The 21,550-nt window shown below is 50.0% G+C and carries 27 protein-coding genes; 23 read left to right on the forward strand and 4 right to left on the reverse strand.

Features of this window, described 5'->3' with window-relative positions:
- Nucleotides 1–86: 86 nt before the first annotated feature.
- The 3 genes from KQJ23_RS10595 to KQJ23_RS10605 all read right to left on the reverse strand — a co-directional run bounded on the left by KQJ23_RS10595 (nt 87) and on the right by KQJ23_RS10605 (nt 1,576).
- Nucleotides 87–479: a hypothetical protein gene (locus KQJ23_RS10595; RefSeq protein ID WP_216478848.1), complete on the reverse strand. Its 393-nt coding sequence runs from the start codon at nt 477–479 to the stop codon at nt 87–89.
- Nucleotide 480: 1 nt separating this feature from the next.
- On the reverse strand, nt 481–1,086 hold the full coding sequence (locus KQJ23_RS10600) for an ImmA/IrrE family metallo-endopeptidase (protein WP_216478849.1): 606 nt from the start codon (nt 1,084–1,086) through the stop codon (nt 481–483).
- Nucleotides 1,087–1,216: 130 nt separating this feature from the next.
- Nucleotides 1,217–1,576, reverse strand: a complete 360-nt coding sequence (locus tag KQJ23_RS10605; protein ID WP_216478850.1) for a helix-turn-helix domain-containing protein — start codon at nt 1,574–1,576, stop codon at nt 1,217–1,219.
- A gap of 196 nt (nt 1,577–1,772) precedes the next feature.
- On the opposite strand from KQJ23_RS10605, the gene KQJ23_RS10610 reads away from it, so the two are divergent.
- The 17 genes from KQJ23_RS10610 to KQJ23_RS10690 all read left to right on the forward strand — a co-directional run bounded on the left by KQJ23_RS10610 (nt 1,773) and on the right by KQJ23_RS10690 (nt 15,366).
- Nucleotides 1,773–2,246, forward strand: a complete 474-nt coding sequence (locus KQJ23_RS10610; protein WP_216478852.1) for an ArpU family phage packaging/lysis transcriptional regulator — start codon at nt 1,773–1,775, stop codon at nt 2,244–2,246.
- A gap of 512 nt (nt 2,247–2,758) precedes the next feature.
- Nucleotides 2,759–3,613, forward strand: coding sequence for a hypothetical protein (locus KQJ23_RS10615; RefSeq protein ID WP_216478853.1), 855 nt, complete (start codon nt 2,759–2,761; stop codon nt 3,611–3,613).
- Between the two features lie 18 nt (nt 3,614–3,631).
- A complete protein-coding gene (locus KQJ23_RS10620) occupies nt 3,632–5,095 on the forward strand; it encodes a phage tail sheath family protein (protein WP_216478855.1) in 1,464 nt (487 codons plus the stop codon).
- Nucleotides 5,096–5,132: 37 nt separating this feature from the next.
- Entirely contained in the window at nt 5,133–5,549 is a 417-nt protein-coding gene (locus KQJ23_RS10625) for a phage tail tube protein (protein WP_216478857.1), read from the forward strand.
- Nucleotides 5,550–5,609: 60 nt separating this feature from the next.
- Nucleotides 5,610–6,065, forward strand: a complete 456-nt coding sequence (locus KQJ23_RS10630) for a phage tail assembly chaperone (protein WP_216478858.1) — start codon at nt 5,610–5,612, stop codon at nt 6,063–6,065.
- 198 nt (nt 6,066–6,263) lie between these two features.
- Complete coding sequence (locus tag KQJ23_RS10635) at nt 6,264–7,757, forward strand: hypothetical protein (protein WP_216478859.1); 1,494 nt, start codon at nt 6,264–6,266, stop codon at nt 7,755–7,757.
- A 15-nt stretch (nt 7,758–7,772) separates the two neighbouring features.
- Complete coding sequence (locus KQJ23_RS10640) at nt 7,773–8,414, forward strand: LysM peptidoglycan-binding domain-containing protein (protein ID WP_216478860.1); 642 nt, start codon at nt 7,773–7,775, stop codon at nt 8,412–8,414.
- Complete coding sequence (locus KQJ23_RS10645; protein ID WP_216478862.1) at nt 8,411–9,382, forward strand: XkdQ/YqbQ family protein; 972 nt, start codon at nt 8,411–8,413, stop codon at nt 9,380–9,382. The genes KQJ23_RS10640 and KQJ23_RS10645 overlap by 4 nt, the downstream gene beginning before the upstream one ends.
- Nucleotides 9,379–9,780: a hypothetical protein gene (locus KQJ23_RS10650; protein WP_216478864.1), complete on the forward strand. Its 402-nt coding sequence runs from the start codon at nt 9,379–9,381 to the stop codon at nt 9,778–9,780. Before KQJ23_RS10645 ends, KQJ23_RS10650 begins: the two co-directional genes overlap by 4 nt.
- Nucleotides 9,781–9,799: 19 nt before the next feature.
- On the forward strand, nt 9,800–10,231 hold the full coding sequence (locus KQJ23_RS10655) for a DUF2634 domain-containing protein (RefSeq protein WP_216478998.1): 432 nt from the start codon (nt 9,800–9,802) through the stop codon (nt 10,229–10,231).
- Complete coding sequence (locus tag KQJ23_RS10660) at nt 10,231–11,349, forward strand: baseplate J/gp47 family protein (RefSeq protein WP_216478865.1); 1,119 nt, start codon at nt 10,231–10,233, stop codon at nt 11,347–11,349. The genes KQJ23_RS10655 and KQJ23_RS10660 overlap by 1 nt, the downstream gene beginning before the upstream one ends.
- Nucleotides 11,342–11,917, forward strand: a complete 576-nt coding sequence (locus KQJ23_RS10665) for a YmfQ family protein (protein ID WP_216478867.1) — start codon at nt 11,342–11,344, stop codon at nt 11,915–11,917. Before KQJ23_RS10660 ends, KQJ23_RS10665 begins: the two co-directional genes overlap by 8 nt.
- Nucleotides 11,910–13,004 carry a hypothetical protein gene (locus tag KQJ23_RS10670; protein WP_216478868.1) on the forward strand — a complete coding sequence of 365 codons (1,095 nt, stop codon included), beginning with the start codon at nt 11,910–11,912 and terminating at the stop codon, nt 13,002–13,004. The genes KQJ23_RS10665 and KQJ23_RS10670 overlap by 8 nt, the downstream gene beginning before the upstream one ends.
- Before the next feature lie 256 nt (nt 13,005–13,260).
- Entirely contained in the window at nt 13,261–13,623 is a 363-nt protein-coding gene (locus tag KQJ23_RS10675) for a hemolysin XhlA family protein (RefSeq protein WP_216478870.1), read from the forward strand.
- A 50-nt stretch (nt 13,624–13,673) separates the two neighbouring features.
- Nucleotides 13,674–14,552: a glycoside hydrolase family 25 protein gene (locus KQJ23_RS10680; RefSeq protein WP_216478872.1), complete on the forward strand. Its 879-nt coding sequence runs from the start codon at nt 13,674–13,676 to the stop codon at nt 14,550–14,552.
- 24 nt (nt 14,553–14,576) lie between these two features.
- Nucleotides 14,577–14,777: a hypothetical protein gene (locus KQJ23_RS10685; protein WP_044479464.1), complete on the forward strand. Its 201-nt coding sequence runs from the start codon at nt 14,577–14,579 to the stop codon at nt 14,775–14,777.
- Between the two features lie 403 nt (nt 14,778–15,180).
- The gene (locus tag KQJ23_RS10690) at nt 15,181–15,366 is read left to right on the forward strand and encodes a hypothetical protein (protein ID WP_216478873.1); all 186 of its coding nucleotides are present in this window, start codon (nt 15,181–15,183) and stop codon (nt 15,364–15,366) included.
- A 37-nt stretch (nt 15,367–15,403) separates the two neighbouring features.
- Here KQJ23_RS10690 and KQJ23_RS23945 read toward each other — a convergent pair whose 3' ends face one another.
- Nucleotides 15,404–15,529 (reverse strand): hypothetical protein, encoded by a 126-nt coding sequence (locus tag KQJ23_RS23945; RefSeq protein WP_283571177.1) that lies wholly within the window; start codon nt 15,527–15,529, stop codon nt 15,404–15,406.
- 402 nt (nt 15,530–15,931) lie between these two features.
- Between KQJ23_RS23945 and KQJ23_RS10695 the strand changes: the two genes are divergently transcribed.
- The 6 genes from KQJ23_RS10695 (at nt 15,932) to KQJ23_RS10720 (ending at nt 21,522) form a co-directional block, all read left to right on the forward strand.
- Nucleotides 15,932–17,056, forward strand: a complete 1,125-nt coding sequence (locus tag KQJ23_RS10695; protein WP_216478874.1) for an amidohydrolase/deacetylase family metallohydrolase — start codon at nt 15,932–15,934, stop codon at nt 17,054–17,056.
- Nucleotides 17,022–18,125 (forward strand): DgaE family pyridoxal phosphate-dependent ammonia lyase, encoded by a 1,104-nt coding sequence (locus KQJ23_RS10700; protein WP_216478875.1) that lies wholly within the window; start codon nt 17,022–17,024, stop codon nt 18,123–18,125. The genes KQJ23_RS10695 and KQJ23_RS10700 overlap by 35 nt, the downstream gene beginning before the upstream one ends.
- Before the next feature lies 1 nt (nt 18,126).
- On the forward strand, nt 18,127–18,882 hold the full coding sequence (dagF, locus tag KQJ23_RS10705) for a 2-dehydro-3-deoxy-phosphogluconate aldolase (RefSeq protein WP_216478876.1): 756 nt from the start codon (nt 18,127–18,129) through the stop codon (nt 18,880–18,882).
- Nucleotides 18,875–19,891, forward strand: coding sequence for a sugar kinase (locus KQJ23_RS10710; protein ID WP_216478877.1), 1,017 nt, complete (start codon nt 18,875–18,877; stop codon nt 19,889–19,891). Before dagF ends, KQJ23_RS10710 begins: the two co-directional genes overlap by 8 nt.
- A 51-nt stretch (nt 19,892–19,942) precedes the next feature.
- Nucleotides 19,943–20,701 carry a GntR family transcriptional regulator gene (locus KQJ23_RS10715; RefSeq protein ID WP_216478878.1) on the forward strand — a complete coding sequence of 253 codons (759 nt, stop codon included), beginning with the start codon at nt 19,943–19,945 and terminating at the stop codon, nt 20,699–20,701.
- An 89-nt stretch (nt 20,702–20,790) separates the two neighbouring features.
- A complete protein-coding gene (locus tag KQJ23_RS10720) occupies nt 20,791–21,522 on the forward strand; it encodes an SDR family oxidoreductase (protein ID WP_216478879.1) in 732 nt (243 codons plus the stop codon).
- The last annotated feature ends 28 nt before the right edge of the window (nt 21,523–21,550 follow it).

The raw sequence follows: 21,550 nt of genomic DNA on the forward strand, positions 1-21,550 counted from the left end.
GAGGAGCAGGGTGAGCAGAGCTTGTGGTAAACAGGTGGACGCAGCTTCCCGTATGTAACCAGGAACTGCGTCCTTTTGTCATGGAATCAAAGGTGCAGCCAGGTCCTCCAGCCGTAACCCAACACTTCCTCCGCATCCGGAATTTGAATAACGAGCAGCGTAATCTCTGCACCAGGATGGCGGCTATTCATTCGAGGGAGGTCGATTCCCAGCTTGTTCGGGAGCAGGGCAATTCCGTCTGTTCCCTTGTCTTCAGAGGCAGTCCGGTGCTCTTTAGGCACTAGGAGATCTTCAAGAAGCACGGATACACCAAGCTGATCCTCGAATTCCTCAGGCTCGAATCGTTCAAATGGACCGGAAAGCGGTAAATACAATATGTTGGACCAATCAAAGCCTCCGGAATCGTAATCTGCTCGCAGAATGAGCTGAAGAGGCCGAGTCTCGTCCGTCACAAAATCGCAGTAGAGCGCCATACGCATCCTAGCTGTTCCTCCTGAGTCCGGCAACCTGCCGTTCTAGCTGCTCCATTACTTTGCGGGTCTCATAAGACCAGCCCTGAGGAGCTACCAACTGGCGTCTTCGGTCTGCTTCTCTTGCGGCTGCCATCAGGCTTCCATGCAATACGCGGCGCTGAACCTGGTCCAGGCGTTGTTCGGCCAGATGATAAGGGATGCGGAAATGCTCAGCCAGAAAAGGAATGGCCTCCGGCCGCTGGTCAGGCAGATTCAGCTTGGCAAACATATAGAACGGCACTGCTGCATACAGGACGAATTGATCGGCTTCGGTCTCTTGAGCACTTCGGAATAAGGCCGGCATAGACCGCTGATCGCCTGTATGCCGAAGCACATGGCAGAGCTCATGAAAGAAGACGACTCTTGCCGTCAGGTCATCCGCATGCTTATTCAGAAAAATAACCCGGTCTTCATTATCGGAAAAAGAGGGACAATCCTCATAAACCAGTTCTATGTCAAATGCTCGGGCAATGTGCTCAATATCATGCTCTGCCAAGCTGACAATTCCGTGCTCCAGATATTTTGCGGAAATCCACTGTTCAAGCTCTGTCTCCTGATAATAGGAGTACAACATGATATCACCACCAAAAGAGAATGTATGTTCGGAGAAAAGCGTAAAAGAATAGCCCTGATCGAAAGGGCCTTTCAGGCATCACTTCTTATTGCCTTAAAAATAAGTATTCGACATATAGACGTGAATTCCTCTAATTTTGTTCCTGGTCTTGGGCCAGGATTTTTTTCTTTTGCTCGCGATAGGCTTTGAGCGCTGCCTCCATCATCGCAATTTCATCAGCCGTGTAGCCGTCCGGACCTCCGTAAAAAGACAGATTCATTTCGGCCTTGTTTGCCGCGTTTAAGGGTTCTTCAGTTCGCCCCAGTAAATAATCCGCACTTGTATCCAGCGCGTCGGCAATGGCTCTTAACGCTTCGGGATCGGGCTTGCGGTCCCCCGTCTCGTATCGGGAAAGCTGAACTATGGTCAGGGCGGCCTTGGCTGCCAGTTCCTTCTGTGTCGTATTCAGTTGTTCTCTTCTCAGCTTAATGCGTTCCCCCAGATTGGTCATACAATCTCCTCATTTCTAATTTAGATGATTATATCACTGGATTACCAAATTGGTAAATGTATTTTCCTTATTTTAGGTTAATCAGGAGTTGACATTACCAAAATGGTAACATAGAATGAAGAAAAATACCAATACGGTAATTTTTTATTACCAAAATGGTAACTAGATCGATGAACGATAATCAGGAGGGTTAGCGATGAGCAGAAAACGCAGCTACCATATGACCATGGTTTTCCATGGATTGCCGATTGATATCCCTGCTACCCGGGCCGCGGTAGAGGAACGTCTCGAAGAAATCCGTCAGTTCCGTCAATTCGGACTGATTCGAAGAGAAGCCGCTTTAACATTCAGCTATGAGCCAAGATTCCATGGAGCCACCTATGCTGTGGGTCGGCCTGCCGAGCAGGCTGCTGTGGGGAATGCGGATCGGGAAATGGAGTTGCGGAAGAAGTCCGAGCTTCTGGATAAAGCCTTGGAGTCGCTCAACAAGATGCAGCGGGAGGTGATTGAACGGAGCTACTTTGATCCCGAAGGAGAGTATGACTTCATCAGCTGCGGAGAAATGGGGATCAGTGACCGGACGTATCGCAGAATTAAGGCCGAGGCGATTAAGCTGCTTGCGGTGGCTATGAATCTGGAGGTCTATCTGAAGGATGAAGAGAAGGAATAAAGGCAAATCAAGAATAGAGACAGACCAAGAATAGAGGCAGATTCTACCCAGAGATTGATTGTCCTGACCGGCTCATATGCCGGTTTTTTTATTTTAGCCAGATGTACGTTTTTCGTTCTAAGCGGGAACGTATGTTCCTATTTTTGACCTTCGATTGTCCCAGACTTGTCCATGCAGGGCATTTTCTTCGTGTTAAATTGATATTGTGGAAGTCGGATGGACACCCAGCTTCATATACCGATTACCCGGATCAAAGGAAGGGCCGCTGAACTATCAGCGGTCTTTCTTTATGGAGGGAGCGCGAGGAGCAGTGAGAAGAAATAACAAGAATCCGCCAGAGGAAAGGCGCTTTTGGCAGAGTGAACCCGATTGGAGCCAGCCTGCATCCTGCAAAGGCTGCGTCTGGGGGCGCTTCGAGGGGAGCAGTCAATTTTGCAGCCTGCCAAGATGTATTGCTGTAAGGGAATCACCGCAAGTAGAGGAGGTGAACGGTTATAACTGATTCATCTTTATTGCATATTCGGGACAGGTTGCTGGGAAGCGTTCCTGAAATTGAGCAGATATTTATTGGGGCGTTTCCGCTGGATTCGCTTGTGGAAGGACCCATAGCGGTCATTATCCGAAAGCCTCCCTCATCAAGCAATTGGAAGGGCTGGCGGGAAGAGAGTACGCTTGAGCTTTGGGTTAAGCGCTCTGCGGCAGAGGAGCAGGAACTGGATCAAATCACGGACAAGGCAGCTTTGGTTCTGGATCAGGCGCTGCTTCAGTCCGGGCAGGGGGTCTGGATGACCCTGATTCAGGAGGCCTCAATGGAAGACAAAATCGACAGCGAACTTTCTGTACGAATCAGAACCTTATCGTTGGCAGCCATTTCCCCCAGACCATTAGGTGAAGCAGGGAAAGGGACCCGCGACCCTTGGCTGGAGCCGCTGATGAAGTGGAGCGCTGATCTTCTTGGTGAACATTGGAAGGTGTATGGAAGCGACTGGCCGATCAAGCCTGAGAGCCCATGTATACTGTGGCGCGCCTCAGAGATGAGCTTGACTCCGATTGGACGAGCCGGTTACCGATGCGCGAAGCGGTTTGACGCCTTTATTTTGGCAGAGGACAAGGAAGAAGAGGGCTATTGTTTGTTGAAGCTGAGCGAGCATCTGGCCTCTACGGCCAAGTTGGCTCTGGATCCAGCGATCAGAAAATATGCGGCGGTGAGCGATGTCCGGGTGAATCCGGCATCCGCTAATGACGGGTACGCTTTATCAGATCCGGGCGTACTGAGTGTAACCCTGACAAGAAATGAGCCTGCGGCTTCTCCGGAAGCAGCTGCTCCGCTTATGAGAGAGGTTCACCATGTAACGAAAAACGAATAGATAAGGAAGGTGCAACTAATGGCAGGAGGAACTTGGAGTTTAACGAATCAACCGGTACTTCCCGGTTTGTATATGAATTTTGTAGGTGCAGCGGGAGCAGCAATTCAGCCGGGAGCTCGGGGAGTTGTTGTCGCACCGGTCAAAGCGCACTGGGGCCCCGTCGGGGAGTTTGTAGAGGTTACCAGTGAAACGGCAATTCGGGAGCTGTTTACGGAGGACGAGACTGGAGGAGCAACAGCATTTACCACGCTGTATCTGGCATTGCTTGGAGGGCCGAACAAGCTGCTTGCTTATCGGATGGCTGACAGCACAGCTGCTCCAGCTCAGCTTGCTTTGAAGAATAAAGAGACTTTGCCTGTAGACAGTGTACGGCTCTCCGCCAAATATCCGGGAGAACGCGGCAATCGTTTTACCGTATCGATTCAACCGAATTCCCTGATGACAGGCATCAAGGAGTTGAAGCTGTATGAAGGAGGCACGCTGCTTCGGACGATTTCATTGGGAGATGGAGAAGCCGAGCAAGCGGTGAAGGCGATCAATCAGGATGCCGGCAATAAGTGGATTGTTGCTGAAAAGCTGGCGGATGGAGTCGTTGATGACGTCACAGGCGAGATTTTCTCCGGCGGTTTGAGCGGAATTTCCGGCATTACCCATGCTGATTATATGGCTGCGACGCTTCAATTTGAGACAAGGGATTTTCATGTGCTAACGCTCGATGGTGTGAGTGATCCTGCCCTGCATACAAGCCTAGTAGCATGGCTCAAGCGGGTCCGCGAGGAAGGGAAGGGGATTCTGCTTGCACTTGGAGGAAGCACAGCTTCGGATACAGCCGACAATGCGGTTGAACAGGCTGTTCAACGGAGTGCTTCCATTGATTACGAAGGAGTCATCCATGTGGGCAGCGGAGCTAAGCTGAACGGCCGAAGCTATTCCTCTGCACAGGTTGCGGCGTGGGTAGCAGGCTTGATTGCCGGGCAATCTTTGAAGGAATCAGCTACTTACGCAGTATCGCCATTTGAAGATGTGACCCGTCGCTGGACGCGTTCCGAGCAGGAAGCTGGGGTGCAGGGCGGTGTTCTTTTGCTGGTTCATGATGGTAGACGCGTTAAGGTGCTTCGCGGGGTGAACAGCTTGGTCACTTTGCGTGAGGACCAGAACAAAGGCTGGAAGAAAATTCGCAAGATCCGGGTGATTGACCAGATTAACGCTGATCTTCAGCGGACAGCCGAGGATAACTATATTGGTAAGGTGAACAACACCGAGGAAGGAAGATTGGCGCTGATTAGTGCAGGCAAGCAATATTTGCAGGCATTGGCGCTGGAAAATATCATTGAATCTACCGGCTACGACGTAGCGCTGGATCCAAGATTTTACGGCACAGCTTCGCAATTTGAACCTGAAGATGACCAGGTGTATTTGGTATGGACAGCGGACGACACTGATGTCATGGAACAAATTTTCGGGACCTTCTATGTGCAGTAAATTTCACTAACAATAAACTTTCAAGGAGGAATTAAGCATGTCACAATATATTGATCCGAGCCGCATTATGATGGGGACATTCGGCCAGATTTTTATCGACGGGGTATGGCAATCTAATCTGAATCATCTTGAGGCCAGTGTGGAAATGGACAAGCGGGAGATGAATCTGGTTGGTACAGAGTATACCGTATTTAAGCTGGGACGCAAAAAGGGAACCGGTACGATGAGCGGGTACAAAGTAACTTCGGATATGATCTCTCGGGGCTTTCAAAAATTCTCGATTATTCATAAGCTGGATGATCCGGAGGCCTATGGCTTTGAACGCATCCAACTGAACGGCTGTCTGGCGGATAAAATCCAGCTGGCCAATTGGACCGCAGGCGAGGAGGTTACGGAGGAGACGCCGTTCACCTTCGAATCGTATGAGCTGCTTGACCCTGTCACTGGGCCTTAATTGGAGTTAAGGAACGAAAGCAATGAATGTATCTTAGATTTGTCAGGGAGGATGAATAGAATGAGCAAGGAAACATGGAGTGAACAGGATATATTGGACGGTCTCTTCGAGACGGCGACGAATCTGCCGGAAGAGGCCGTTTTTATTGGGCGTCTTGGTCTGCGGGTCACACTGCAAGGGCTGACCTCCAGTAAAGTAGACTTGATCCGTGAACGCTGCACGATTCGCAAGACCACGAAGGGACAGACGTCGGAAAAGGTGGACAGCGAGCTATTCAATGCCGCATTGATTAAGGAAGCAACCTCGAAGCTGGAGGTTGTTAAGAAGCTGAGCGAAGGCGAGAAGGTGGCCCTGCTGAGCGGTTGGGATGATACCCGTCTCGTAAGCCGACTGAAGCTTTCCGGGGGAGAAGAGGCTGTACGCCGGCTGCTGCTTGCCGGAGAACTGGACGCGGTTGGCGATAAGGTCCTGGAAATATCCGGCTTTGGCGTCGATATCGATGATGTAAAAAACTGATCAACTCCGGCGGCGTAACGGCATTGCTGTATCATTTGTGGACACGGCACAGCTTGCGTCCCGGAGTATTTTGGTCGCTGCCCAAAGGGGAACGCCTGCTGCTTCGAGCCTTTGCGGAGAGAGAGCTTGAGTTGAAAGCTTAAAAGCTGCTCTCTCCCTGCTTATGCAGGCTGATCTTGTGCAATAGGGAGGTGGAACATGGCAAGCAATGAAGAGAAGCAACTTAAAATTGAAGTGGACATTTCGGCCATTGAGCTGGCTGAGGAGGCCATGGGAAGACTGGACAAGCTGCTCGAACAAACCCAACGCCGCGCCGCCGCACTCGGCAGGATAAGTGTAGTGCCATTCATTCTGCTGGAGCGTCGGGCAACCATGGCCCTGGATCGGATCGAGCGCAGTCTGATGCGGTTGAACCGAACGAGGGTCTACCCAACCGTCACTTTAATCGATCAGGTAACCGCGGGTGTCGAACAGATTCGCGCGTCGATGCTGAGCTTGACCGCTAATCCATGGCGATTATCGGTTGAGGGGGTGAAGTGGGATGAGGTGGTTGGGGATACGTTTTTTCGCTGGATAGATGGTGAAGGACAGCAAAGACTCGTGCAAATGTCAACAAAGCTGGGTGAAAGCCTGGGCAATGGAATTCGCGAGAGTATGATGAACTCATTGGGAATCAACGGAGATCCGAACCAATCTATTCTGCTGCCAATTTCTCCATTCGAAAGCCTGCTTGTGCCTAAGAATGAAACGGTGTTTGAGGAAGCAGGCAGGATTGCCGGAGAACAATTTCGCAATGCTTTTTTGCAAGCAGTGGGGGAAATGCTTTCAATTCATTTGTTTGATGGTAGAGGAATAGGTAGTGAACCTATGAGAACATTCTCTGGAAGTGGTGGCTCGTTCAAGGATTATTCTGGGACCGCAGAGTGGATTCGACAGTTTGCAGTGGACAATGTTCTTGAAGGCGGCGAAAAGATATCAACAGATATTCTAGACAACAAACTCGCAGGATATGTTAGTGGCTTAAACATACCTCCATCAGCAAAGAAGGCTTTAGGTTTATTGAAAACCGGGTTCATTATCGACTTAGTTACAATTCTAGCTGCTGAACCAGGTAAGCCCTATTATGAAGCTTGGGGGAATGTGATTGGATCTAATTTATTGGGTGCTCTCGGCACCATGATAGGTGGTCCACTTGTCGGAGTCCCAGCTGCGGTATTAGGTGGATATGGAGGAGAAGAGATTGCGGGTTGGTTTTATGATACTTCTATGATGTCCGACGAAGAAAGGAAAAAATCAAAATATGCTGGTGAGCGATTAGGCGGCTGGTATCCAGATTATCATGCAGAGGAGATGCTGAAAGAAAAGCCGCTTGGGCTATACTCTACTCCCAAAATTGATATTAAACCCGATATCGGCATTCCAAGACCACTTGATCTTGTTAATCCCTTTGATCTTGAGTGGTGGAAACCATATTACTCTTCAAATCAGAATGAAGCAACGAAGAATGGCGGTTTCTCATTTAATAACAATGCTGTTCCGCAAAAATCTGAGACTTCTGTTCAGGTTAATCTCTCCCCGGGAACTGTAAACTTGACGGTTCAAAGGGAAGAGATCAATTATGATCTGGTCGCTAACGTCTCAGCCCGAATGATTGCTAATGAGGTCCGGCTTGCGATGCAAAATGTTCAATAAAAGGAGGGAGGAACCATGGAAATCCATTTTGTAGATGGGAATGGTGTTGATTTCCATCTTCCGGTTAATCCCGAGGAGATTAGGATTAGTCGCGATAAGGCGCTAGAGACCATGTCGATATTGTCCCTGGGAGAATTTGATCTTCCAGCTGGAGAGAGGGTGAAGGAAATCACCTTCTCTTCTTTTTTTCCGGTGGCTTATGATTCCGGATATTGTAACTACAGCAATCTGCCCGATCCGCAGGAAGCGATGAACCGGCTTACCCGCATGATGAACGATAAAAAACCGGTTCGTTTAATTATTACAGATACAGCTGTGAATGTATTGGTCATGCTGTCTGCGCATCATTCCACATTTCGCGGCGGCGAGCCTGGAGATGTTTATTATGATGTGACTGCACGTACGTGGCGAGACATGAAGGTGCATACCCTTAACTCTGCTGGCTCTGGTGCTTCATCTGCAGATAGCTCACGTACCGATACCAAGCCGAAGGCCAAGACCTATACCGTAAAATCAGGAGACTCCTTGTCCAAGGTCGCCAAGCTAGAGCTGGGGAGCAGCGCGGAATGGCAGCAAATTTATAGTCTGAATAAAGGGACAATCGGCAGCGATCCCAACAAGATAAAGCCAGGCCAGAAGCTGGTGTTGCCTTCATGAGCTACAGCGTTATTTTACAGAACAAATATGACTTAAGCTCACTGGTAGAAAATATAAGCCTGGTCGATTCACTCGATCAAATCGCATATATGGCTACGATCAATCTGGTAGTTACTCCAGACTTCCCGGTGATCGCGCCAGGTGACGAAATTCGAATCAGCGGTATTCCATATGGAAGCGTTGGATCAAAGGCTCCGTTACTGAATCCGGGTGTAGTGTGGGAAACGAGCAGTATGGCCAGCACAGCCAAGCATATATCCATCACCGTGTATGACCGAACTATTTATTTGGCCAAATCGGAGGATGAATGTTTATTTGCAGCTAACACCACGGCTGCACAACGTCTGCGTAAGCATGCTTCAAATTGGGGGATCAAGCTGGCAGAAGTTCCGGATACGAAAATCAGCTTGAAAAGGGCGATGTACCGCCCGCAAACGATTTACAGCATGATTCAAGCTGATCTGAAGGAGACAACCAAGGGGGGCGGAGAATTATATGTTCCTCGGATGACTGCTGCAGGATTGAGCTTGGTGAAAATTGCAGGGAATGAGCCCGTCTGGAAATTAGAGGCGATCGAAGAGATTACCCAGAATCGAACCCTGGAGGAAGCGGCAACTCGCGTAAAGGTGCTTGGAACAGAGAGCAGTAGCGGGGAAGCTCCTGCCAAGGTTCTTGCTATCGCTGATGGACAAACTGCGGAATACGGTGTTCTTCAGATCATTGTGCAGGAAGATGATGTGAAGACAGCAAGTGCTGCAAAAAGGTTGGCACAGTCGAAGCTTAGAGGAGTCGGCACAACCTATAGTGTAACTTGCCCTGATCTGAATACCTTGCGGGCTGGGGATAAAGTAATTCTGAATGGAATGGCGCTGATCGCGGTATCTGTAACCCACCAGCTTGGTGATCCGGGAAGGATGAGCCTGGAGCTGGCCACCTTTGAGGATGTAAAAAGGAGGTATTATCTATGAGTATCGATCCCTATACAGCCCTCGTTGTTGCTCTTAGGAACAACTCCCGGGATCAACTACAGGAGGGACTCAGCGGGGTCGCTTTAGAACTGGGGACAATCACTTCGTCAGGCCTGAAGCTGGACCGTTTTAAGCATGAGATCAATGATTATATGACTGCCGAATTTCCGGGGCGGCTTTGCATGCCGCAGCTTGAGTTCGCAGGCCGTACCGATCTGCTGGAGGAGGACGCTGGCAGCAGGCTACGGGGACAGGGACAGTTTGTCTTTGAGCCATCGGAGACGGAAGAAGTCTCCTTTCTCGTGCAATATAAACCGGGAGATCGTGTGCTGGTCACTCCGCTAGAAGGCGGCCATGAAGCACTGGTGATCTGTAAGGTGGTGGGCAGAAGTGGCTGATTCGTTATTTCCCGAGAGCATGAATGATTCCAGGAATGAAGGAATTGAAGCGGAGAATGGGAGTTCAGAGATTTTGTTCGGCAGAAGCTGGAGGTTTGATTTTGAACAAGGGGAGTTTATCTTGACCCCTACACGTAAAATAGCTTCTTCCAGCGGTACGGATGCCTGGGTTGTATGGTGTCAGAAAGCCATTCGTACTCCGCGTTACCGCCATCTAATCTATTCCCGGATCTATGGACAGGAACTGGATGAGTTGATTGGAAAAGGCTACAGCCGAGCCGTCCTGGAGAGCGAAATTCAGCGAATGGTGAGCGAAGCTTTGCTGTTAGATCCGCGTACGGCGGATGTGGACGGTTTTTATTTTTCCTGGCAGGGAGCGGAGTGCAGCTTCAATTGTCAGGTTACGAATGTTCACGATGAAGTGTTAAGGCTGGAAGGGAGTGTGGGTTGATGGCTGAAATGCCGGCTTTTTTGCAGGAACAGACGGAAGAGAATATTATGCAGCGAATGCTGGAACGAGTGCCTTCGGATATCGATAAATCGGAGGGCTCTTTTATTTGGGACGCGCAAGCTCCGGTTGCATTTGTGTTGGCGGAGGCGGCGGGATGGGCACAGCAGGTGCTGCAGCGAGGCTTTGCCGGGAGTACCTTCGGTACTTATCTGGATTTGCGTGTATCCGAGCATGGCTTGACAAGACGGGACGCCGTGCAGGCTACAGGGAGCGTAAAGTTCTCTGGGGTGCCGGGGACACTTGTTCCGGCCGGAACGGTTGTTGCGACACCTGCCGATGAAGTGACCTCAGAAACCTCCATTGAGTATATAACGAAGCAAGCTGTTACTTTGGGAGCGGATGGCAGCGGTGAAGTCTCCATTCAGGCGGTACTGGCTGGACGACAAGGAAACGTACCGGAGAAAGTTGTTTCGGTATTGGGTGAGCGGGTGCAAGGTGTTAGCACAGTGACAAACCTGGATCCTATTCGGGGCGGAGCAGATATTGAAACTGATGAACTATTACTGGAGCGCTACTATGCTCATGTCCGTAATCAGGGCACAAGTGCGAATAAAGCTCATTATATGAAATGGGCCGGAGAGGTGCCGGGGGTAGGGGCTGCACAGGTACAGCCATTATGGCAAGGTCCGGGAACAGTAGGCATTTATTTGTTGGATACGGAAAAGCGAGCCGCAAACGAGGAGCTTGTGACCGCGGTTCAGCAAGTTCTGGATCCGACACAGGATGGACAGGGCGAAGGGGCTGCGCCCGCTGGAGCCGTGGTGACGGTTATGGCTGCAGAGGAATTGCCGATAAATCTTTCGGTGAAGCTGGCACTGGCAGGCGGAGCTTCTTTAATAGAAGTAAAGGAGCAGATTACGGAGGGGCTGACGGCCTATTTGCAGGGGCTTGCTTTTACGGATTCACCTGTTCGAATGACGAGAGTGGCTGCTGTGTTGCTGGACTTACCAGGCATCGTTGATTATACAGATTTGAGACTGAATGACTCTGATGAGCTTGTGATATCGGTAGAAATGGGACAAGTGGCAGTACCGGGGATGGTGAACGCGTATGAATAAGCTGGCAACCGTTAGTCAGCAGGGGCTTGAAATGTTGTCCTATCTCCCGGGTTATTATGAGCACTCCAGAGTGATTCAGGCGGACATGCATGCGAAGGGCGTAGAACTGGATGCTCTCTATCAGGCGTTGAATGAGACGCTGGATCAATTTTTTGTGCGAACAGCAACTTGGGGATTGCGGCATTGGGAAGAAGAGCTTGGGATTTCCGTGGAAGAAAGTAAGCCTCTTGAGCAACGTCGATCTATGGTGGAATCGAAGCTGCGAGGCGCAGGGAAATTTACGGGGCGTCTTGTGAAACAGGTTGCCGAGTCCTATCACGGCGGCGCGGTGGATGTTTCTTTTCAGCCGGAATGGTGGAGCTTTACGGTCAAATTTGTGGATACCGTCGGTGTTCCACCGAATCTGGATGATTTGAAAGCCGTATTGGAAGACATCAAGCCGGCGCATATGGCGATGGAGTATGAATTTAATTATTTGCTGATTCGGGATATCGATGGAGTCATGACGCTGAACGAGTTGGAACAGGTGGAATTGAATATTTTTGCAGGAGGTGGTTCGCTTGGCTAATCATACGCCTAATCTGGATTTATTAAAGAAAAATCCGGCTACAGATGGAAATGATACGTTCAATATCGAAACGATGTTGAATGAGAACTGGGACAAGATTGACGCGGCGGTCGGGCAGGTTAAAGAGGAAATCGCGGACATTGAAATTCCGCTTTCCGATGCGACGAACGGGACACGAAGCAATGTGGCGGCGTCGGAGAAGGCAGTGGGAACGGTCAGTGCGCAGTTGGCAGATGTTACGATGCAAGGGGTGAGATATGCCGTGGATACCGGGACAGCCACTGCAAAGGTTGTAGTGTTGCCTGCTCCAGTCCCTACAGCATATTCAGAGGGCTTGGCGATTTCCTTTAAAAACAGCGTCCAGAATACAGGGGCAGTGACGATTAACGTAAATGGGATGGGGGCAAAGGCTGTACTTAAATCCAACGGATTTGCGATGACGAGTGGCAATTTAAAGGCTAATAGTATCTATACAATACGCTATAACGGCACGGCTTTTATCTTACAGGGTGAAGGGGGTGAGTATGGAACTGCAACCGTCGAACATGTATTAGCACCTAATACAATTGGCACAGAGAATGGTATAGTCGCTGGAACAATGCCAAATCAGGGGGCTATTACAAACACAATCATGGTACAAAATGGATCATATACAATCCCTGCGGGGTATCACAATGGAAACGGCAAAGTAACTGCAATATACGACGCTGAACAAGTAATGGGTCCGGGAGAGAACTTGCTTTTTTATCAGCGATTGGATACGATCCAATCTGCCACTAGCGGCCCACTTACGAAAGTTAGATCAATAACAGTAGGTAAAACCGGAACATATAGAATCAGATTTACCATGAGGCCGTTTTATAGCGGCGGTTATGCTTCAGGCAGAATATATAAAAATGGCACTCCTTACGGGGTGCTACGTTCGTTTTCAAGTGATAGACAAGACGGGCCATACCAAGAATACACAGAAGATCTATCCTTTAACGCTGGGGATACGATTGAACTCTGGATAGCTGGTAACAGTATTAATTACACAGTGCCAAGAGTCTACGGAGACAAACCTTCATACATTGTCCCTATTATGTAATTAAAACGGAAATGAAAGGATGTATTGGATTAGGCTTTCAAGAACCCGGATGGAACCTCCCCAAAATCTAGAACCTTTGGAAGGTCAAATTCTTGGAAACACAGATTACCTAATCGATCTTGACTATCGGTTATCATTGATCGAAAAGCATGATTTGAGGAGATGTCGTTTTTTTATTGCCCCCGACCCATCGGGGGCTTTCTCTTTCTCTTTCCCACCGCAATTTCACTCCCCATCTGATTGGAGGTGAATAGGCATGAGTGAGGCAACGGATCAGGAGCCGAAGCTTCTGGTAGAAATACAAATCCAACTTGCCCGCATTGAAAAGACGCTCGAGACGGTGCCGATGATGACGGCGACGCTGGAGGCGGTCAAGGAGACGGCGCGGGATGCGCATCAGGCGGCGGCCTCTGCGCATCAGCGGTTGGATGTGCTTGGGCAGGTGAAGGATGTAGCCGATGATGCGAGACGCAAGGCGGAGGCTGCGCTTCATCGGCTGGATCAGGCCGAGGATGAGCAGAACTGGTTCAAGCGAACCTTTTACGGTGCGGTAATCGTAGCTGTGGGCGGGGCACTGGTCACGGCTATTTTTGCAGCCATTAATCTGGCAGGGACATAAGTACAAGCAATGTCTATCAAATCGAATATTTTATATTAGGAGTGAGAGAAATGCAGAATCGCAGCGGTAATCATGCACAAGGTATTGATGTCTCCCACTGGCAAGGCACCATTGATTGGGATAAGGTTTGCTCTTCGGGCAAAAGCTTTGTGTTTATGAAGGCGAGTCAGGGGACATCCCGGGTCGACCCTAATTTCAAAATAAATGCTGCTGGCGCCAAGGCAGCGGGGCTGCTGATAGGGCCCTATCATTTTCTTGACGCAACCACACCGAGTGCAGCAAGACAGGAAGCTCAGCATTTCTATGCAGCTCTGTTAACTGCAGGTGTGGAGTTTGATTTGCCGCCGGTGATGGATTATGAGAGTAATCCGGGGCGGTTGAGCAAGCAGGCCATCAATGAGATTGCCAAGAGTTTTTTGGTTGAAATTGAACGGCTTACCGGCAGAATGCCGATCATCTATACCGGCAACAGCTTTGCCGGGCAATTCGATGCCGGGCTTGGCAGATATCCGCTGTGGGTAGCAAGGTACAGTAATCAGGCCCCTTATGACGTCCCCGGATGGAACACTTGGAGCTTCTGGCAATACAGCGATACAGGATCGATCCCCGGCATTACGGGAAATGTGGACCTGAATGAATTCAGCGGTACGGTAAAAGAATTGCAGCGTTTCTGCCAGATCCATACAGAGCCTTCAGCAAGCAAGGAAACGGATAACAACAGGTTGCTGGAATCCCGAATTGCCGACTTGGAGCGAAGACTGAACATGTATGGCACAGAACCGCTCCCTAAGTGGGCGGAGCCTGCTGTCATTGCGGGCAAGCAGTCGGGTGCAATCACAACCTCCGCAGATAAGGGAGTGCCTGAATTGGTCGCTCTACAGATGCTATATAATCTAGGCCTGCTTGAGCCCAAGACACAGAAGTCCTAGTTACAGAAGAGAGGAGGGATCATGATGAAGATCGATTGGAAACGGAAGCTGTCTTCACGAAAATTCTGGGCCATGGTGGTTGCGGTGGGGACCTCGGTGCTTGCTGCTGCTGGAGCTTCAGACGATACAACAGTGAAGGTGACGGGTATCATTAGCGCTGTGGGTGCATGCGTCGTCTATATGCTGGCGGAGGCATACACGGATGGCAGCAACAAATCCGAGTAGGAGAAGGCTTATTGCTAAGCGAAGTCCAGTACATTCAAATAGGCTTTATTCAAACGGAGGAAGAGCGTTTTGAATAGATTTTATATAGCTTTATCAGTTGAAATATTGCAGCTGCGCACAAAAGGCATAAGTGTGAAGTGTTCTGTTCTGTAGTGAAGGCTCTCTGGAGGAAAGCTGCTTCGGGAGCATAAGTTTGTTAGCGTCCGCCTTTGAGAGTGGATTTCTACCTTATAATGCTTCGTTTATTCAGAGAGATCCGTGAACAACGGCGATCGTAAGAACACTTCACACGTTGCCCCCAGCGTACAAGTCCTTATTCCAACTTCTATAGCTTTAAAGTATAATTGATTTAATATCCCAGTTCTGCATGAATTGGGAATTCGGAAGGAGATGAGCCCAGCTTATGTTAGATCAACAGCACCAACCTTTTGCTGATTCTGCTGATCCATACGGTGCAAAGGCTAATTATGATGTCAATGCTGCCAAGCTCCATCGCGAAGGCGCACCCGGCCTTTGGAGACAAGTTTCCAATCTGCTTATCCTGACAGGGATCATCGCGGCTATTATACTTTTGTTTAGACTATTTTAACTTTCAGCTTTAACTTTTGGCGGCCGCGGGCCGCTCTTCATTTTTCCCAAAATACCGAGAATAAGATATACACCACATAGCCGGCTCCTAGTAACAGTGCAAACGCGCTGATCCACAGTACGCCCTTTCCCCAACTTCGGAATTTCTCTCCTTGCTTATACATGCTGATCAACTCCTTTGTTATTCTCTTAAGTCAGAATCCCCTGTTTCAAACGTTCTCATGTGAATCTTATATAGGTTGAATTAATGATGTACGTTGGAGGCAACGTGCGAAGTGTTCTTACGATCGCTATTGTTCATGGATTTCTCTTATTGAACTAAGCCATCAAGGGGTAGAAATTCACTCACAAAGGCGAACGCTCCGAGCATATGCTCACGAAGTAGCTTTCTTTCAGAAAGCTTTTACTTCAGCACACTTCACTCTTATGCCTTAACTACGTAGCATTTTAGTTAAACCTATATAGTTGTTTTTTGCATTAAACATTATAACGTTATATTTACATACGCTACATATCGTGATAAAGTAAAACCGAACATTATAACGTTTCTTTGAGGCGGTGAGAGAATGGATAAGTCCTACGTTCTGAGCGGAATTCAGATCATGGGGAAATCCGGGATCAGCGATATTATAATTAAGGATGGGCGGATCGCAGCGATTACAGAAACGGAACAAGCGGCATTCGGCAGTGATATGCAAACAATAGACTGTCGCGGGCTTTACGTATCCAGTGGATGGATCGATATGCATGTTCATGCTTTTTCGGCGTTTGATCCTTACGGTGATGATATCGATGAGATTGGTGTTCACCAAGGCGTGACGACCGTGGTGGATGCCGGGAGCTGTGGAGCCGACCGGATTAAGGAGCTAATGGCCGATGGCAAGGAAGCAAAGACGCGGCTGCTGGCTTTTCTGAACATTTCACGGATTGGATTATCGAGGCTGGATGAATTGTCGCTTATGGAATGGATTGACCGGGAGAAGCTGCGACTGGCAATTGAGCGGCATCGGTCGGATATCGTTGGACTCAAGGCACGGATCAGCCGCAGTGTGGTACTGGATCAAGGCCTCGAACCGTTGAAAGCAGCCCGGGAGCTGTCGGATGAGACAGGCTTGCCGCTTATGGTTCATATTGGTTCCGGACCGCCTGATATACGGGAGGTACTCCCTTTTTTGAAGCGCAAGGATATTGTGACGCACTATCTGAATGGAAAACGGAATAATTTGTTTGATGAGGATGGAAATCCGCTTGGGGTGCTTGCTGATGCCATAAAACGGGGTGTCCATCTGGATGTCGGGCATGGTACGGCAAGCTTCTCGTTCAAAGTCGCTGAGGCTGCCAGAAGGCATGGCATTGCTCCGGATACGATTAGTACTGATATTTACCGGGGGAACCGGCTTAACGGACCGGTATATAACATGGCAAGTGTGCTATCCAAGTTTTTGCTGCTTGGCTACTCGCTAGAGCAAATCATTGATGCCGTTACAGTGCGTGCAGCCGCCTGGCTTGGAAGACCGGAGCTGGGGAGAATTCAAGTAGGGGATGAAGCGAACCTGACTTTGTTCAGCGTGGTGCGGGAGCAGGCTGTACTCCTTGATTCTGAGGGAGAAGAGCGAGTTGCAGACCAATTTATTCGAGCGGAGGGAGTTGTGGCAAATGGGGAATACATTGCAAGCAAAATACGGGCTTAAACGGGTAATCAATGCCAGCGGCCGGATGAGCATACTGGGCGTATCCGCACCGACAGATACGGTGATGGAGGCCATGAAGCAAGGCGGTCAGAGCTATGTGGAGATTGCGGACTTGACCAATAAGGCGGGAGATTACATCGCGAGCATCATCGGATCGGAAGCGGCTGTAATCGTTAACTCCGCGTCTAGCGGGATTGCCCTTTCCGTGGCGGCATTAGTGACGCAAGGGAACCGGCGGCTTAGCGAACGGTTGCATCAGGAACCGATTGCTCGCAATGAGATCATTATTCTTAAGGGACATAATGTCCAATATGGAGCTCCTGTGGAGACAATGGTTTACCTCGGCGGAGGCTGCCTGATTGAGGTTGGTTATGCCAATGAAGGAAAAGCAGAGCATATCCGGGATGCGGTCAATGAGCGTACAGCAGCGATTCTATATGTGAAATCCCATCATGCCGTACAGAAAAACATGATCTCGGTTGAAGAGGCATGGGCCATTGCTAAAGAGCAAGGCGTACCGCTTATTGTAGATGCGGCGGCTGAAGAGGATGTGAAGAAGTATGTAACCTGCTCGGATCTGGCGATCTATAGCGGCTCTAAAGCGATTGAAGGGCCAACTTCAGGTATTGTTGCAGGGAAACGCCAGTATATTGAGTGGCTCAAGGTGCAGCTTCATGCCATTGGACGCAGTATGAAGGTAGGCAAGGAGACAAGCTTCGGCCTTTTGCAGGCATTGGATGAATATATGAATAAAGTGGACAAAAGCGAGCAAGAACGCGCTGCGTTGGAAGCGCTGCTGCCACTTGGCAAATTGCCTGGAGTGAAAGTAAGTATTGTTCAGGATGAAGCGGGGAGAGCCATATTCCGGGGGCGCATACATATTGATCCCGGCGCAGCCCCGATGAATGCCAAGCAATTGGCAGAAGCATTGCAGCAAGGCGATATAGCGGTGTATACACGCGATTACGGGGTGCGGCAAGGATTCTTTGACATTGATCCGCGTCCGTTGCTCGGCGATGATATGGATGTTATCGTAGCTCAAATTCAACAGTTAATGGGAGGAAAATAAGATGGCGGGAATCGACAAGCGTTTTTACCAGGGAAGGATTGCATTGAATGTGCTCGCGAAGGATATTGCCAATGCCAAAGAGGTGTTTGAAGCAGCAGAGGGCCACGTACTGGTCGGAGTGTTGTCCAAAGCATATCCGACGGTAGAGGAAGCGGTCGTTGCAATGCGGCAATACGGAGAGGCGATTGAGGATGCAGTATCCATCGGCTTGGGTGCTGGCGATAACCGGCAGGCAGCCGTCGTGGCGGAAATTGCGAAGCATTATCCGGGCAGCCATATTAATCAGGTATTCCCGGCTGTGGGGGCGACACGGGCTAACCTTGGAGCGCGGGACAGCTGGATCAACAGCTTGGTGTCTCCGACAGGCAAAGTTGGTTACGTTAATATCTCCACAGGACCGATAAGCGCGGCGAACGGAGATCATGCCATCGTTCCTGTAAAGGCAGCAATTGCACTCGTCAAGGATATGGGCGGGAATGCCTTGAAGTATTATCCGATGAAGGGTTTGGCTTGTGAAGACGAATACCGTGAGGTCGCCAAGGCTTGCGCTGAGGAAGGGTTGGCTTTGGAGCCGACTGGCGGGATTGATCTGGACAACTTTGAGCCGATTGTAAAGATCGCGCTTGAAGCAGGGGTAGAGAAGGTTATTCCACATGTATATTCTTCAATTATTGATTCCGACTCCGGGAATACCAGACCGGAAGACGTGCGTACCTTGCTTGATATCGTGAAAAGGCTGGCGCAAACCTATGCCTAAGACCATTGCTGCATTTGGGGAAGTCATGATGCGTCTCCAGGTGCCGGGGTTTGATCTGCTATCTCAGAGCAACACGCTGAATTATTCTTTCTCCGGTACGGGCGTTAATGTAGCCTCGGCGCTGTCGCGCTTCGGCCATACAGGTTATCTTGTGTCACGGTTGCCGGGTAATCCGCTTGGCGATGCAGCATTGTCCAGTTTGCACCGACTCGGGATCAGAAGCGATTATATTAATAGAGGCGGCAGCTATTTGGGTCTTTATTTTCTGGAAAACGGGTTCGGTATGCGTCCAAGCCGGGTAACTTACAGCAACCGCCAGGAGAGCAGCTTCAACACGGCTCCGAAAGGGACCTATGATCTGGAGCAGATTGCTTCCGGGATCGATGCGATTCATTTCTGCGGGATTACGCTTGCTATGAACGATCAGGTGCGGGAGCATATGCTTGCTTTGGCCCGGGCCGTAAAGCAGCATGGCGGTCTCGTAGTGTTTGATTGCAACTATCGTCCATCATTGTGGGGAGCCGAGGGATATGTGAAGGCCAAGCCATTGTATGAGCAAATGCTTGAACTTTCTGACATCGTATTCATGAACGAGAAGGATGTTATGCTCACACTTGGCAGGAAAACAGCGGCTGAGGAGCGTATTGATCAACTATACGAATTGCTTCCGCAGGTGGCTGCTGATTATCGGATCAAGGTCATTGCGGGAACACACCGTCATATTCACGGAGATAATCGTCATTCCTTGCAAGGGTTTATGCTGAAGAAGGGTGCATTCACGTTCTCGGAGAAGCTGACCTTTTCTGTCCATGACCGGATAGGAGCAGGCGACGCTTATGCAAGCGGGATTCTGCACGGAGAACTCTCGGGTTATGAGCCGGAGAAGACCGTCAACTTTGCAGCAGCTGCGGCTCTGTTGGCTCACACGGTGAGCGGTGATACGCCGATGTCCTCGGAGCAGGACGTATTCAAGGCGATGCAAAGTACTGCCGGAGACGTAGAACGATAGGTTATTAAAGGCTGCCCGAACAGGAAGATGCGGAAAGGTAGTGAATTACACGTGAGCTTGTCCCGAAAGGAAAGGCCGTTATATTTACAAATCAAACAGATCATCAGGGAGCGTATTCTCCATGGAGAGTATGCATTGGGCAGTACCATTCCTTCTGAACCGCTGTTGGAACGGGAATTCGGTGTCAGCAAAATTACGGTTCGTGGAGCCATTCAGGAGCTAGTCCAGGAAGGCTATCTGGAAAAGGGCAGCGGCCGAGGCACCCGTGTCATCCGCAACAAGGCTGCCTCCAAGCTGTCCAAGTGGAAGCATTTCACGGAAATTCTAGTGGAATCAGGGCATCGGATTCAGAAGCGCTGGCTTGCCGTGGAGCTGATTACGCTGGAAGCCGATGGAGCTAATGCAGAGCAGGGAGGCCTTTTGAGTGCGAAGGAGAAGCAAAAGCTGACCGCGGAGTTTGGCTCCCAATGCCTTCGTCTGGTGCGTATGTATTTGCTCAACGGGCAGCCCTTTATCTACTATATTCATTACATGACTCCGCTCCTGGAGGGATTGGAGCTCAAGGATCTAAGCGAGCAATCGTTATATGAACTGCTGGAGGAGCAGGGGCTGTCCTTGGATCAGCTTCAGGATGAATTCGGAGCGGTTCAGGTTCCGGCTGAGGCCGCTTCAGCACTGGGACTGGAGATCAATACGCCTGTACTGCGGCGCTCCAGAACCTCGCGGGATGAATTTGGAAAATTGATTGAATATAGTGTGGGTTATTATCATACCGAATTGCAGAGTTACGTTGTGAATTACGAGGCCTAGCGTCCGGCTGGGAGCGCATGGGAGACGTATGTCATGCGTTCTTACATATATGATCATTGGGTTCAATTCTCGAAGGGGAGTGACCGTGAATGAAGATTCATACAGCGATGGTAACCGGGGCCGATCATGGACTGGGATTAGCGCTCGTTAAAGGGCTGCTTGAGGAGGGCGCCACCGTATTCGCCGGACAGTTCCGCCCGGAGGAAGACGGACTGGGCACGCTTGCCGGGCAGTACGGAGAACGCCTGAAAATTGTGGCGCTGGATATCGGGAGTACGGACAGCGTCAGGGCTGCCGCCGCCGTAATTGCGTCGCGGACGGAGCGTTTGGATCTGCTGATCAACAATGCGGGTATCCTCGGTGACACCGAGTCGACGATTTACGATGAGTTGGACTATGACGAGATGCTTCGGGTGTTTAATGTGAACTCGCTCGGTCCGCTCAGGATGATACAGTTCCTGCTTCCGCTCATTTTGCAGAGCGAAGGGAAATTCATTGTGAATATTTCATCTGAAGCAGGCAGCATCGGACAGAACTGGAGGAGCAGCTGGTTCGCTTACACCATGTCCAAAGCGGCGCTGAATATGGAGTCAAACGTTGTGCATGCTGCCCTGAAAGAGAGCGGCGCGGAAGTACTGCTCATCCACCCGGGCTGGATGCAGACCTATATGCGAGACACTTTGGATTCCCAGGCTGAGCTGTTGCCGGAAGAGTCAGCGGCCAAGATTATTCGACTGATCCTGGAGCGGGTCGGCCGTGGCGGGGAAATACGCAAGGAACCGGAATATATCGACATTCACGGCAAGCCGCTGCCATGGTAGTTGCCGTTTGGGAGAGGGGTGAGCAGCA

Source organism: Paenibacillus brevis (assembly GCF_018919145.1).
GTDB lineage: Bacteria > Bacillota > Bacilli > Paenibacillales > Paenibacillaceae > Fontibacillus > Fontibacillus brevis.